Genomic DNA, 12,795 nt, shown 5'->3' with positions numbered 1-12,795 from the left:
GCACTAAACTTACTGTCGCTTTCGGGGCCTGGTCAAATGCCTAAGCCAGTATCGAGGCATTGCGACTGGCGGGCGTTTTTGCACAGGCGCCAGAGGCAACTGCCGACAATTGATCAGCCTGACAAGGGCGTACGCAGGGTGACAAACTCTTCCGCCGCTGTTGGGTGCACTCCGATAGTTTCATCGAAATGCTGCTTGGTCGCGCCCGCCTTGAGCGCGATAGCCAGTCCCTGGATGACTTCACCCGCATCCGGACCCACCATGTGGCAACCGAGGACCTTGTTAGTGTCTGCATCGACCACCAGCTTCATCAGTGTGAGCTCCTGGCACTGAGTCAACCTCAGTTTCATCGGCTGGAAGCGGCTTTCGAAAATCTGCACCGTATGGCCGTCAGCCTTGGCCTGCTCTTCGCTCAAGCCAACGGTGCCTATGTTCGGCAGGCTGAACACTGCCGTCGGGATCATCGTGTAATCCACTGGACGATAATGCTCAGGCTTGAACAGGCGACGAGCCAACGCCGTGCCTTCCGCCAGCGCTACTGGCGTCAATTGCACACGCCCGATCACATCGCCAATGGCCAGGATCGACGGCTCGGCCGTCTGGTACAGGTCGTCCACTTCAACGAAGCCACGCTCGTCCAGTTTGACGCCGGTGTTTTCCAACCCCAGGTTATCGAGCATCGGGCGTCGACCCGTGGCGTAAAATACACAATCGGCTTCCAGCACGCGGCCGTCTTTCAACGTAGCCCTGAGGCTACCGTCGGCCTGTTTGTCGATGCGTTCGATATCAGCATTGAACTGCAAGTCCATCCCACGTTTGGTCAGTTCCTCCTGCAAATGCCTGCGCACCGCGCCGTCAAAACCGCGCAGAAACAGATCGCCGCGATACAGCAGCGTCGTGTGTGCGCCAAGGCCATGGAAAATTCCGGCAAACTCCACCGCGATGTAACCCCCGCCCACCACCAGTACGCGCTTGGGCAACGTGTTGAGAAAGAAGGCTTCATTGGAGCCGATTGCATGCTCATGCCCCGGAATGTCCGGGATCTGCGGCCAGCCACCGGTGGCGATCAAAATGTGTTTGGCAGTGAAGCGCTCACCGTTGATCTCGACTTGATGAGGGGAAACCAGGCGCGCATGCCCTTCATGCAGGGTCACGCCGCTGTTGACCAACAGGTTGCGATAAATGCCATTGAGGCGATTGATCTCGCGGTCTTTGTTGGCAATCAAGGTTGCCCAATCAAAGTTTGCCTCTCCCAGGGACCAGCCAAAACCACTAGCCTGCTCGAAGTCTTCTGCAAAGTGAGCGCCGTAGACCAATAACTTCTTCGGTACGCAGCCGACGTTGACACACGTCCCGCCCAGGTAGCGGCTTTCAGCCACGGCCACCTTGGCACCAAAGCCTGCGGAAAAACGCGCAGCCCTGACACCGCCAGAACCGGCACCCACTACATAAAGATCAAAATCGTAGGCCATCTCACCCTCCTCGGCAGGCTAGCTGCAGACTCATTTACATAGCAAAAATTGCTGCGCTGTTAGACGACCAATCTTGGCCGTGACTACTCGGCGAAAGCGGCTTCTAGATTAAGTTTTGCCGCACCGCCTTCCCGTTGAAAGCCAGGCTGGTTCAACTTTACGGACCATACGTAGTCGTGTTTGGGACCCACGTTGTCGATGTGGCATTGGGCGCACTGGGCACGCGCTCGCGCTGGAGAAAATTGTTCATAGGGCGGCGCCTGATGCCCAAAACTGAAGTACGACCAACCGCCTGGCTCGTCGGGATAGCGTTTGCTGTCCTTGAGCATTAGGCTGAGCCCTGTTTGCCCGTGGGCAAAAATGACCTTACTGCTACCGAGGTTGCAAAGATAAGCTGGCGGACCATCGCAGTTCTTCGGATCAATACTCGTGATACTGAACTCCTTGACCATCAGAGAGCCTTCCGGCCATTTCCCTGTTTTCATGAAGGCGCGATAGGCATTTGGCTCAACATAGACGCTATGGAATTCGGGCGTCTTCGTTACGGTGCTGTCCAGGGGAGTTACAGTGATAGATTCCCACGCGGCATAGGCGTGCACCCACGAGCGGTAGCCTTTCGGGAGGGCCGCCTCACCGTCTTCGTTAAACACGAGCTTCACAGCTGGGAGAGGCTGTCCGACATCGTTGGATTGCTTCTCAATGGTTCCAGCCAGGGCATAGGTCCCCGCCAAGGCTACCGCCGCCATCATCAGCCCATAGGGCACTACTCGAGCCATACATCCTCCTAGAAACGCTGCCGGTGAGAACGTTCTCACTGCATCGTTCGTTTTCCTTCAAGGTAGAAATAATCGAAGTACTTGATCTTGAGTTCCGTTCTAATCGCTGGTCCACCTGTTGCTGTAGTGGACCAGTGACGGTTTTAGGCTAGAGCGCTGCATGCTCCCTATCAGTCTGTTTGGCGCGTGCCGTCAATTGTTGCGCCGCGTTCTTGAGCAGCACCAACGAGCCGGCCATCAACACCAGATCCTTGATCAGGAAAGAGGTGGCGCCGCCCATGGCGGGGAAACCTCCGGCCGAAGCCTCCCACCCACCCGGAGTGGTCAGGAGCAGACTGGCGGTTGTCAGATAAGTCACAGAGGAGGCCGCCGCGGCAATCAGTGTGACTCTCGATGACCATGCGCCGATGGCCAGACTCAGACCGATCGCCCATTCAGCTGTGCCTAGCGCATAACTCGCGCCCTGAATGCCAAACACACCGTACATCCAAGAAAGGAGGGGGCTGTTACTAATCAGCGGAATCAAAGCCTGGGCTTCGTAATCAAACCATTTTGTGTAGCCAAACATCAGAAATATCAAAACCAGCACCCAGCGCATGAACTCGACCTCAAACGGCTGACGAAGAAAACGGGAATACAGTGATGAGTGCATGGGGGTTTTTCCTTAATGACAATGAGAGTTACGGACGTAGAGTTAGATCAAAGCGATGCATTACAGTGTTTGTAATTTTTTTCGAAAAACGTAGGAGGTCACACTGGCTTTCTGGCCAAACGGCAACGATTGAATCACGCCCAGCCCAATGTTCTGACATAGTTGATTAACACTAAACCACATGCCAGGAAGCTATCGCACGCAGCATGGCAACGAATCCAACTATGCGTTGCGCCTATGTTTTTTTTCGATGGCGTGTTTGGCAAAACAATCAACCTCCAGCAAGTAGCTTTTACCCAACAGCTTCCCCGCTCCATACCAAGGCATTCGGTTGAAACTCAGGTTCAGCCCGTCGTATCCGAACTCAAAAAGATAGCCATTGTTGCTGGTGAACTTGAAGTTGCTATCGGAATACTCAACCAACGAGTACTGGGCATTCTGCCCCTGCGCATAAAGGTCCTTGACCCGCTGCAAGTACAGCGGGGCGATGGCCGCGAACTGTATTTTGGCCTGCTGAGTGTATTGCTCCAGCGTCAGGCCTGAGGTCTTCTCCAGCCGGGTGGCAATCAGCGCGAAAAAGTAAGCATCGGCTTTCGCGATGGCCAGTTGTATGCCCAGGAAATAGTTGAGTTTTTGCGGGTCGACGTTCAGCTTCTTCTTGCCCGAAACGGGCGCGGTGTTTGCCTCCACCATGAACTCGGACGTTTTTGGCAGCATCATCACTGAGGTGGCGATGTAGGCCGCACACGCGGTGATGCGCCGAGACAGATCCGGATCAACCAGTAACGACAGCGGGTGGCCTTGTTGAGGCACGCGACTCAGGTCAACGCCTTGTTGCAAAAGGTTCTGAGCCACCTGCTGCTGCGTGCTTTCGCCGCGTGCCAACGCACAGACCTGGCTCATCATCAATTCATTGCGCTGACCATCGGGCATTGGCACCAGCGACATGACAGCGCCTTGAATAATTGGCAGTGCCGGCAGCGCTACGCCTTGTTTACCTTGGGTGGCGACAGTATGAGAGCCGTTATCACAGCCGATAAGCAACACCACAGGGAGCAACCATCCAGACATCTTGAACAACGACATAGGGCATTAGCCTTGGGCGGTTATGGATAGCGCCAAGCTGCACGGGCGCAGCCTGGTCGTTCGGTACTAAGCCTTACCACTGGTAGCCGACACCAACGCCCACACCCGCATCACCCTGGGTATTAGTCGTAGCCTGAAGTTTGCCGACCCAATGGCCATTCCTGGAGATGCTCGATACACCAAACGACAGCGCCGATTGCCCACGATAATTGGCTGCACCGATAGACGTCATGCTCGCGCCGGGTGAGTAGGGCTGTGGCAGGCTCGCCATGGCCATGGCGCCGGCGATCCCCGCGCTCAAGGTGGCGTCCTGTTTCTTCAGGTCACGCTTGAGTTCCGAGTAGCGCTGGTCAGTGTAGGCATTCACGTTGTTGGTAACGTTCGACACGCTTTTATTGAGCTGATCGAAGTTCACCGCGTCAGTGCCCTGGGTGGCGGCCGCCACATTGGTGATCTGCCGTTCGCTGCCCTTCGCACCGACCGAGACGCTGTTATTGCGATCCGCCACCGAGTTGGCGCCCAGGGCCGTACTGTTGCTCCCCGTGGCGCTGGCGCCGTTACCAACAGCCACGGCGTTGGCCCCGGACGCCTTGGCATTGGTGCCGACTGCTGCACTGTTATTGCCGGAAGCCACCGAGCCAGCACCACCGGCAACTGCGTTGGCACCCGTGGCGGAAGGTTTGGCGCCAGCACCGGTGTTGTTCACCTGGAACATGCCGTCGGTGCCGTTCTGCACCTTGGTGACATTGCTTTCTACCTGGGTGACCCGGTTATCCACGGCGGTGATGGCACCCGTCACGTTCCCGATGTTGGTGTTGACGGTTTTCAGCGAATCGTCGGTGTACTGCTTGGACTCGGCCACCGCACCATCGAGTTGCCGCACGTTGACCGCATCGGTGGCCAACCGGCCATCGGCAACGTTGCTGATCGTGCGGGTCTGGCCTGTGGCGGCATTGCCCACCGAAACCGTGCCCACACTGGCGTTGCCGGCATTGGAGTATTTGCCGAGGTAGTTCTCCGCGCTGCGGCCGTTGTCACTGGCACCTTGGCCAACGGCTACGCTGCCATCGGCACTCGCCGTGGCGCCATTGCCGAGCGCCACCGCCCCTGCACCGGTTGCCTGGGCACCGTTGCCTGAGGCCACTGACGCAGCGCCCGACGCCTGGGCCCCCTTGCCCGAGGCTACCGCGCCATTGCCCGAAGCACTGGCATTGCCGCCGATCGCCACCGAGTCCACGCCGCTGGCTACCGAGTCAGCCTGGGTAGAGTTGGCGTGGAAGTACTTCACGCCACCACCGTTGGTGATGTTGTTGATATTGCCCTCAATGGAGGTGACCCGCCCGCCGAGGTTGGTGATGCTGGTGGTGTTTTGCGCCACTTGGTCACCCACTGCCGTCAGTTGCTCTACGTTCACCGCATCGTTCGGCGCTGAGCCCGCTGCTACGCCGGTGATTTTGCGATTACCCGTCACGGTGCCAATGCCCAACTCGCCGACAGACGTCTGCGGTGTGCTCAGGCCGTAAGCGGTGTAGCCGTTCTGGGCGCCAACCGTGGTGACCGAATTGGAGCCCAGCGCGATGCTGGTGGCTTGACTGGCCACCGCACCGGCACCGAGAGCCAGCGACTGCTCGCCCTGAGCCTGGGCCTGGGAACCGAGGGCAATGCCGGAGGCCAGCAGTACCTGAGTATTGCGACCAATCGCAATGCCGCCAGCACCTGCCTGGCCAACGGTGGCTTGGTTGCCGATGCCGATACCGTTATCGCCATTGACCATGGTGGCCGGGCCGACGGCAATCGATTCCTGCCCCACCGACAGCGCGTCTTGCGGGTTGGTTGAGTTGGCGTGGAAGTACATCGTACCGGTGGTACTGATCGAGCCAATCGCGCCGGTCAGTTGGCGCAACGTCACGGCATCCTGGGCGCTGGTACCGTCCGCTACGTTGGTGAGTTGACGGTACTGGCCAGTTTTACCCAGTGATACGGCACCTAATAAGGTTGCGTCGGAGGTGTCGTAGCGAATGGTGCCATTACCCACTGGAATCAAACCGGTGGAGGGCGCGATGGCACGATCCGAGACCGAGCCCTGGCCCAGCGCCACACCGCCCAGCACTTGCACGCTGCTCTGGTTACCCAGGGCAACGCTGCCCGTTGCGTTTGCCACTGCACCGGTGCCGGCCGCGAAGGACTGCGCGCCACCCGCTACCGATTGTGGACCAATGGCCACGCTGTCGATGCCCGTCGCGGAGCTATCGGCCAAGGTCGAATTGGCGTGGAAATACTTGATCCCCGTACCGTTGTTGATGATGTTGTTCACCGAAGTGCCAAGGCCATCGACTGCTGTATTGGTGGCGAACAATTGGCTACCGTTCACGGCATTGGTACTGGTCCCCGTGACTTGGCCGGCCGCTACGTTGGTGATTTGCCGTTCATTGCCCGCTGTGCCCAGGCTGAGTACACCCACTGGCGCGCCGCCGGCGTAGGTGTAGGCCGTGCCGTTGAGGGTGCCACCGGTGGTGGCATTGGCTGCGGCGGTGGCGGCACCATTACCCAGCGCAATACTGTTGGCGGTGTCGACATTTGCGCCCTCGCCTATCGCGATACCGTTGATAACACTGGCGATGGCCTGTGTACCGATCGCTATCGAGTTATCGGCACGCGCTGTCGCGTTGAAGCCTAAAGCGGCCGAATTGGCACCTAACGCTTCGGAGTCGTAACCCACGGCAGTAGCGTTATCACCGTTAGCCCACGTATCGCGGCCTACGGAGACAGCCCGATTCCCCAGCGCTTGCGTATTACTGGCACCGATGGCGATAGCATCCTGACCCGTTGCCGTTGGTTTGAAGCTGCTATTCGTCGACCCCGTGCCACCGATCGCGATGCTACCGTCACCTTCCGCCGACGTATTGCCCACCGAAATCGCTCGAATACCTGCTGCCGAAGCATTGGCGCCCAGAGCCGTGGTGTCCAGTCCGGTTGCGGACGTGTTGTAGCCGACAGCCGTCGAGGCGATGCCATCGGCGACAGCTAGCGGCCCCGCCGCCAGGCTGTTGGTACCGACTGCATTTGAATCGGGAGCCGTCGAGTTGGCATGGAAATACTTGATCCCCGAACCGTTATTGACGATGTTGTTCACCGTAGTGCCAAGGCCTTCTACAGTCGTATTGGTAGCAGACAACTGACTGCCGTTGACGGCTTCCTGACTGGCCGAGGAAATATCTCCGGCAGACAAATTAGTTATTTTGGCGCTGGAAACATCTACCGTACCTTGAGTGGATTTCAACGTTATGTTCGCCCCCGAGACGGTCGTACCGTCAGCGTTGACCACCACACTGTTCTCTCCAGAAGGGCCGCCACCAAACCAAAGACCACTACTTTTTGATCCTGCCCACACGCCCCCTCCGGTCTCGGACGACGCTGACGAGAGATAAGCTAACTTCAACCCCATAACATCAGTTGCGGTAGAGCTCCACTTCGCACAACCGCCTCGCCACGCAGCCCCAGGCGCATTAATGCAAGGTGATGAACTTCCCGTCTGCATGCCAATATAAGGATCCAACACGCCTGCATCAGCATAATTAAAAATACTTAATGAAACTGCCCAAAACGAGAGAATAAACCTTCCACTAACAAGTCTCGAAAGAGAAAATATATTCATTTTTCATCCCTGTTTTTTAAGCGCCATCAAGAGGTGGCCCGGCCACCTAGTTAGGCAGTAACGTTGGCTTATACACGTGAGTCGCTGAACGGATTAATACTCAGGCCATCAAGACTATATTTAGAGAAAGACCAAACTTTAAAAACAAAACCCAATCACCGACCAACAGTCCAGCACGACGATTGAACCAACTAAAGCATATTCGGCAGACTCAAGGGCAACCTCTGCACGGGCTATATAAACGCCCGTAACACAGACCCATAACAACAACACACCTGAATAACATTCTTGAAAAAGCGGTTGCCCTACACACTCTCAAACTAAAGAGTGCGCCCAAAGAAACCACTGACACAGACTCTTTACTGACTACCCTTTCAGCTTCACCGCTAAATCCGATTGCACGGCCTGGCCACACCAAACATCCTCGACGCCTATGGTCGATGGGATGGCATCGCTATACAAAACCGACAACACCCCTGCGGCAGTGAGCTTGATGCCACCTAAGCCTTAGTCGCCAAGCCTGTATTTTCCCTGAGCGATCGCCTCCCCCAGCGCAACGCTAGCCAGATTCACGGTATAGTCCGCGCGATAATTACCCTCTTACACACGATGTTACTTACCGGTAAGTAACATGTCAAGTGCAGCGGGACCTATACCAAAAAATAGGCGTTATGTGATGGCTAACACTTCAACGGACCAGGTACCGCCTGCCGAAAAATTGGCGAGTTCAATTCCGCCGCGAGAGAGAATCTTGCGTGCTGCAGGCGAGATGTTTCACAAATACGGCATTCACGCCGTCGGCGTTGAGGCGATTGCAGCAGCAGCGCAGAGCAACAAAATGACCTTGTATCGGCATTTTGCCTCTAAGGAGATGTTGATTGAAGCCACCATTCGAGAGCATCACAAAGCGAGTGAAGCTGCGTGGAAAGCCTTGCACGAGGCGCATCTGAATGATCCGCGTGGAGAACTCAACGGCTGGTTAGAAATGATGTATGCCTATATCCAGTCGCCAGACGAACCGACCTGCAAACTCATGGATAAGGCACTAGATGTCAGCGATGCTGAACATCCAGCGCGAGTGGCGCTTGATGAGATCAAGCACATACACCTCGATCATCTGATCGGGATGTGCCGTGCCGCAGGCTTCAAGAACCACGAGGTACTGGCTATCAATTTGCTCATTGTATTTGAGGGCGCACGGGAAAGCCGCTACGTGGGGACTCATCGTTTGGCACTATTGCTTCCCCAAACGGTACAAACGCTGATGGCATCCCACGAGCCGCATTAAAGGCCGCATCCGCCATGGGTTTAGCCGGTGCGCGCCACCCCGGCAAGCCGTGGTTGGGTTTCCTGGCGGACAAAACCGGCGCGGCACTCAGCGCATCGCCGTTTCAGCCGGATTAAGCCGGGGCTGCGAACGCTCCTGGCGTTCAAGCCGATTGGCCCGGGCAAAGGTGCCGAAATCATTGAAGCGCACGCCCATTTCGCGCATCACTTTATGCGCCACCTTGGCCGTCATCTGGCGGATGTAAAACGGCTCTTTCACCACAAAATGGTGAATGCCATGGGTGCTGCCGAAGTTGAAGCAGAACGCTTGCAGCGGCCACATCCACCACGGGTTCAGCACTTGGGTTTGCTGGATCACATTGCCCAGCTCCACGTCCCCGTAGTAGTGCATGTTGGAGCTGACAAAGTGCAGGCAAAAGGTGCGCAACACGTTAGGGCCAATGATCACCACGGCGGCGATGTCGATCACCTGCATCATCTGCAAGGTGCCGGCTGACCACTCGATCGGCGCGCCCATCAGGCTGGCAATGCCATTGGCCGCATGAAAGCCCAAAAACACATACCACGCGCCCCAATGCAGCAGTGCCAGCGGGGCGTACACCAGCAGCGCACGCTTGAGGATGTTGAATTTGTGCTTCCAGGTTTTGGCGCGCAGCATGCGGATGAAGGCTGACATGAGGTTGTCGCCCACCATCAGCAACCGCGCGATGCCCCAGGGCTCGCCGTTGGTGATGGCGCGCTCTTCCATGTCGGTCTCGGTGCCCGACACCTTGTGGTGATTGAGGTGCAGGTGCCGGCGTATCCACGGGTTGATGGTGCTCGGCCGCGCCAGCCACACCAGCCCCATCATCAGGTTGTGCGCCAGGCGCTGCTTGCGAAAGTACATGCTGTGGATCAGGTCGTGTTCCAGCTCGTGGGTCAGCGAGGCGAGGAAGGCGTTGAGCAGCAGGCACACCCACCAAGCCATATGGCCGCTGATGTAGAGCGCCGCCGAGCCGAGCATGCCGACCAGCGCAAACGCCAGGATGCCCGCGCCCAGCGCGTCCTGATGCAGCAGCCAGGGGTGCTGCTGGCGCAACCTGACGCCCTCGGCCAGCACCACTTCGCGGATATGCGCTGAGCGTTGTTGCGCGTTCATCTGTTGGGGGCTTGCACAAGTACCGTCCATGCTTCCATTCTCTTGTTCATTGATACGTCCATCCTGCCCCAAGCGATCTGGCAGGACGCTAGCCGCGGACGCCAACTTGTTGACCGCAAGCGCCAATCGTCATGACCGAAGCCACCTCACTCGCCAGCTGGACCCGCGCCCTGCGCAAGCAGCTCGATGCCCTGGACCTCGACAGCGCCGCGCTGTGCGCCCAGGCCGGGCTCGACCCGCAGCAGATGGATGACCCTAACGCGCGCTACCCGCTGTCGGCGACCACGCGGTTGTGGGCGCTGGCGGTGCAGGCCAGCGGTGATCCGGCGATCGGCTTGCGGGTGTCGCGGTTCGTCAGCCCCACCACCTTTCATGCACTGGGTTATGCATTGGTGGCCAGCGGCAGCTTGCGCGAGGTGTTCGAGCGGATCGTGCGCTACCACCAGGTGGTCAGCGATGCCCTGACGCTGGAACTTAGCCGAGACGGCGAACGCTACCGTTTTCGCTTGCTGCAACCGCCGGGCAACCCGGCACCGGCGCTGGAAGCGATTGATGCGTTTGCGGCAATTTATGTACGCACTTGCCGTAATCGGCTGGGCCGTGAATACGCGCCGCTGGCTGTTTATTTGCGCCGTCCGCAACCCATTGACCCCAAGCCCTGGCACACGGTCTTCCGCGCGCCGGTCTTCTTTGGCGCCGAAGAAGACCGCCTGGAGTTTGCCGCGCATGACTTCGACAGCCACCTGGATGACGCCAACCCGGAGCTGGCCGAACACAACGAAACCGTGCTCAAACGCACTCTCGCCCAACTGCAACCGCTGACCTGGGAGCGCAAGGTCCGCGCGGCCATTGAGGCGCAATTGCCGGAAGGTGAACCGAGTGCCGAACGGATTGCCCAGGCGCTGCACTTGAGTTTGCGCAGTTTGCAGCGGCATCTGGCGGATGAAGGGTGCCGGTTTGATGCGTTGCTCAATGAGTGCCGGGAGAATTTGGCGCTGCTGCACCTGCGGGACCCGCAGTGCTCATTGGCCGAGATCAGTCATTTGCTCGGGTTTGCCGACACTAGCAGCTTCAGCCGGGCGTTCAAGCGCTGGACGGGGATGACGCCGGGGCATTTTCGGGAAAGTGTGGGGTAACTGCGCCCCAAACTTATTGCTCCCTCTCGGCCACCCGTCCACTAGCCTAGCCAGTGAACTACAACACCGTGAATTTGATGATGCCCGAAAGTGGGGATCGCTCACGGTTAAAGCTTTGAAAGGCAATTACCGATTTAATGCCACGGTCAATTCTTTGGGTAAATTTCCATTTCCCCCCCGGATCGACGAGAGCACCTTGGAGCTGTTGATTAGCTGCATCAATTGGAACGAGTGTAAGCCAGACGAGCCAACCCGGAGCGCCAGTACCCGAAAACTCGACCATTTGCGAATACCTGCCATTTTGGGCCGGCGATATAACAACAGGAGCAGTATCCCTGCCGGAAGTAGTAGTTGACATGATGTTAATTCCTTGAGCGTCAAAATTGACAACTCAAGTGTGCTATTCCGATCATCGTTCATCTACTGTCAAACTTGACAGGTATGCACCTGTCAGCGGCCTCGATCTCGACGCAACAGCTTGGCTGATCGAGCCGCTAATGCACGGGCATCAAACGGCTTGAGCAAATAATCATCCTCATGTAATTCCAACCCACGCAGACGGTCTTCAATCCCGCCCGTCGTGGTCAGGAACAACACCGGCGTGGCACCCTTCAACCGAATAGCCTGCTGCAACTTCCAGGCATTCAAGCCCGGCAGCATCACATCCAGAATCACCAGCTCGTAGTCGGCGCTCTCCACTAAACGCAACGCCGCCATGCCGTTGGCTGCGACTTCGACGCTGTAGCCGGCCTCGTTCAAGCCTTGGGCCATCCGCTGTGCCTCTTCGGATTCGTGTTCCACTAACAGGACGCGCATAACACACCTCGATTAATCAGGCTTGCAGGCTACCACCCTCAGGTGTGCGCCGCCTCACGCAGTCGTTGGGCATCCAGGATTTCGATCTCGCCATAACCCAGGCGCACGATGCCCTGGGCTTGCAAGTCCTTGAGCAAGGCGTTGGTGGTCTGGCGCGACAGGCTCAACATCGCCGCCAAGTCTTCCTGGGGCAGTTGCACCACGCTTTTTGCGTGTTCGGTATCGCCGTAACCTTCAACGATCATCAACAAGCGGTGCGCCAGCCGCACCGAGGCCGGCATCAGGCTCAGTTGCTCGATATTGATAAAACTCAGGCGCAGCTTCTGGCTCATCAACAAGGCCAGGTCGCGCCAGTATTGCGGGGACTCATCGAGGATGTTCAGCAGCGCCTGCTGCGGCACCTGCAACAGCGTGCATGGCCCCACGGCGCAGGCGTCATGGGTGCGCGGCAGGCCGTCGAACAGGCAGATTTCGCCAAACCAGTACGGCAGCTCCACCAGGCTCAATAGCGCTTCCTTGCCATGCTCATTCACCGCGCTGATGCGCAAGGTGCCGTCGAGCACCGCATACAGGCCACACGGCGGGTCGCCGCGCTTGAACAGGTATTGCCCCGCCGCCAGCTGCCGCTGCCGGGCGTGGGCCAGCAGGCTATGCTGAAACGAGGCAGGCAAGTGGCTGAACCAATGACCCGTGGCCAGCCGCGAGTGCCATTTCTCTGTGCCCATGAGAACTCCGATGATTGTCGCCCAGCTGACAGTCAGGCGCAGGCTGGCAGGG

At 57.9% G+C, this 12,795-nt stretch carries 11 protein-coding genes; 2 read left to right on the top strand and 9 right to left on the bottom strand.

Going from position 1 to position 12,795, the window contains the following annotated elements; translation table 11 throughout:
* Nucleotides 1–113 precede the first annotated feature (113 nt).
* From gorA to K0P33_RS02280, 5 genes are all read right to left on the bottom strand, one after another.
* Complete coding sequence (gorA, locus tag K0P33_RS02300) at nucleotides 114–1,472, bottom strand: glutathione-disulfide reductase (RefSeq protein ID WP_242153861.1); 1,359 nt, start codon at nucleotides 1,470–1,472, stop codon at nucleotides 114–116.
* Nucleotides 1,473–1,555: 83 nt separating this feature from the next.
* A complete protein-coding gene (locus tag K0P33_RS02295; protein WP_242153859.1) occupies nucleotides 1,556–2,248 on the bottom strand; it encodes a cytochrome P460 family protein in 693 nt (230 codons plus the stop codon).
* Between the two features lie 148 nt (nucleotides 2,249–2,396).
* A complete protein-coding gene (locus K0P33_RS02290) occupies nucleotides 2,397–2,900 on the bottom strand; it encodes a DUF417 family protein (protein ID WP_094951104.1) in 504 nt (167 codons plus the stop codon).
* A 222-nt stretch (nucleotides 2,901–3,122) separates the two neighbouring features.
* Nucleotides 3,123–3,986, bottom strand: coding sequence for a hypothetical protein (locus K0P33_RS02285; protein ID WP_242153857.1), 864 nt, complete (start codon nucleotides 3,984–3,986; stop codon nucleotides 3,123–3,125).
* Nucleotides 3,987–4,059: 73 nt separating this feature from the next.
* Nucleotides 4,060–7,215 carry a YadA-like family protein gene (locus tag K0P33_RS02280; protein WP_242153855.1) on the bottom strand — a complete coding sequence of 1,052 codons (3,156 nt, stop codon included), beginning with the start codon at nucleotides 7,213–7,215 and terminating at the stop codon, nucleotides 4,060–4,062.
* Between the two features lie 1,102 nt (nucleotides 7,216–8,317).
* On the opposite strand from K0P33_RS02280, the gene K0P33_RS02275 reads away from it, so the two are divergent.
* The gene (locus tag K0P33_RS02275; protein ID WP_176462938.1) at nucleotides 8,318–8,929 is read left to right on the top strand and encodes a TetR/AcrR family transcriptional regulator; all 612 of its coding nucleotides are present in this window, start codon (nucleotides 8,318–8,320) and stop codon (nucleotides 8,927–8,929) included.
* 87 nt (nucleotides 8,930–9,016) lie between these two features.
* On the opposite strand, the gene K0P33_RS02270 is transcribed toward K0P33_RS02275, so the two are convergent.
* Nucleotides 9,017–10,096 (bottom strand): fatty acid desaturase, encoded by a 1,080-nt coding sequence (locus K0P33_RS02270; protein ID WP_094951100.1) that lies wholly within the window; start codon nucleotides 10,094–10,096, stop codon nucleotides 9,017–9,019.
* A 101-nt stretch (nucleotides 10,097–10,197) separates the two neighbouring features.
* Between K0P33_RS02270 and K0P33_RS02265 the strand changes: the two genes are divergently transcribed.
* Nucleotides 10,198–11,202 carry an AraC family transcriptional regulator gene (locus K0P33_RS02265; RefSeq protein ID WP_094951099.1) on the top strand — a complete coding sequence of 335 codons (1,005 nt, stop codon included), beginning with the start codon at nucleotides 10,198–10,200 and terminating at the stop codon, nucleotides 11,200–11,202.
* 58 nt (nucleotides 11,203–11,260) lie between these two features.
* Here K0P33_RS02265 and K0P33_RS02260 read toward each other — a convergent pair whose 3' ends face one another.
* From K0P33_RS02260 to K0P33_RS02250, 3 genes are all read right to left on the bottom strand, one after another.
* Nucleotides 11,261–11,560, bottom strand: a complete 300-nt coding sequence (locus K0P33_RS02260) for a hypothetical protein (protein WP_141240547.1) — start codon at nucleotides 11,558–11,560, stop codon at nucleotides 11,261–11,263.
* Nucleotides 11,561–11,652: 92 nt separating this feature from the next.
* Nucleotides 11,653–12,018, bottom strand: a complete 366-nt coding sequence (locus K0P33_RS02255; protein ID WP_094951098.1) for a response regulator — start codon at nucleotides 12,016–12,018, stop codon at nucleotides 11,653–11,655.
* 38 nt (nucleotides 12,019–12,056) lie between these two features.
* Entirely contained in the window at nucleotides 12,057–12,743 is a 687-nt protein-coding gene (locus K0P33_RS02250; protein WP_242153853.1) for a Crp/Fnr family transcriptional regulator, read from the bottom strand.
* Nucleotides 12,744–12,795: the final 52 nt, after the last annotated feature.

It is taken from the genome of Pseudomonas sp. ArH3a (assembly GCF_022648765.1).
GTDB lineage: Bacteria > Pseudomonadota > Gammaproteobacteria > Pseudomonadales > Pseudomonadaceae > Aquipseudomonas.
This window is presented reverse-complemented; position numbering and strand designations above follow the sequence as displayed.

What these genes read in the sequence shown, in the direction of transcription:
- gorA (WP_242153861.1), bottom strand. Translation starts at nt 1,472, where the DNA reads ATGGCCTACGATTTTGATCTTTATGTAGTGGGTGCCGGTTCTGGCGGT.
- K0P33_RS02295 (WP_242153859.1), bottom strand. Translation starts at nt 2,248, where the DNA reads ATGGCTCGAGTAGTGCCCTATGGGCTGATGATGGCGGCGGTAGCCTTG.
- K0P33_RS02290 (WP_094951104.1), bottom strand. Translation starts at nt 2,900, where the DNA reads ATGCACTCATCACTGTATTCCCGTTTTCTTCGTCAGCCGTTTGAGGTC.
- K0P33_RS02285 (WP_242153857.1), bottom strand. Translation starts at nt 3,986, where the DNA reads ATGTCGTTGTTCAAGATGTCTGGATGGTTGCTCCCTGTGGTGTTGCTT.
- K0P33_RS02275 (WP_176462938.1), top strand. Translation starts at nt 8,318, where the DNA reads ATGGCTAACACTTCAACGGACCAGGTACCGCCTGCCGAAAAATTGGCG.
- K0P33_RS02270 (WP_094951100.1), bottom strand. Translation starts at nt 10,096, where the DNA reads ATGGACGGTACTTGTGCAAGCCCCCAACAGATGAACGCGCAACAACGC.
- K0P33_RS02265 (WP_094951099.1), top strand. Translation starts at nt 10,198, where the DNA reads ATGACCGAAGCCACCTCACTCGCCAGCTGGACCCGCGCCCTGCGCAAG.
- K0P33_RS02260 (WP_141240547.1), bottom strand. Translation starts at nt 11,560, where the DNA reads ATGTCAACTACTACTTCCGGCAGGGATACTGCTCCTGTTGTTATATCG.
- K0P33_RS02255 (WP_094951098.1), bottom strand. Translation starts at nt 12,018, where the DNA reads ATGCGCGTCCTGTTAGTGGAACACGAATCCGAAGAGGCACAGCGGATG.
- K0P33_RS02250 (WP_242153853.1), bottom strand. Translation starts at nt 12,743, where the DNA reads ATGGGCACAGAGAAATGGCACTCGCGGCTGGCCACGGGTCATTGGTTC.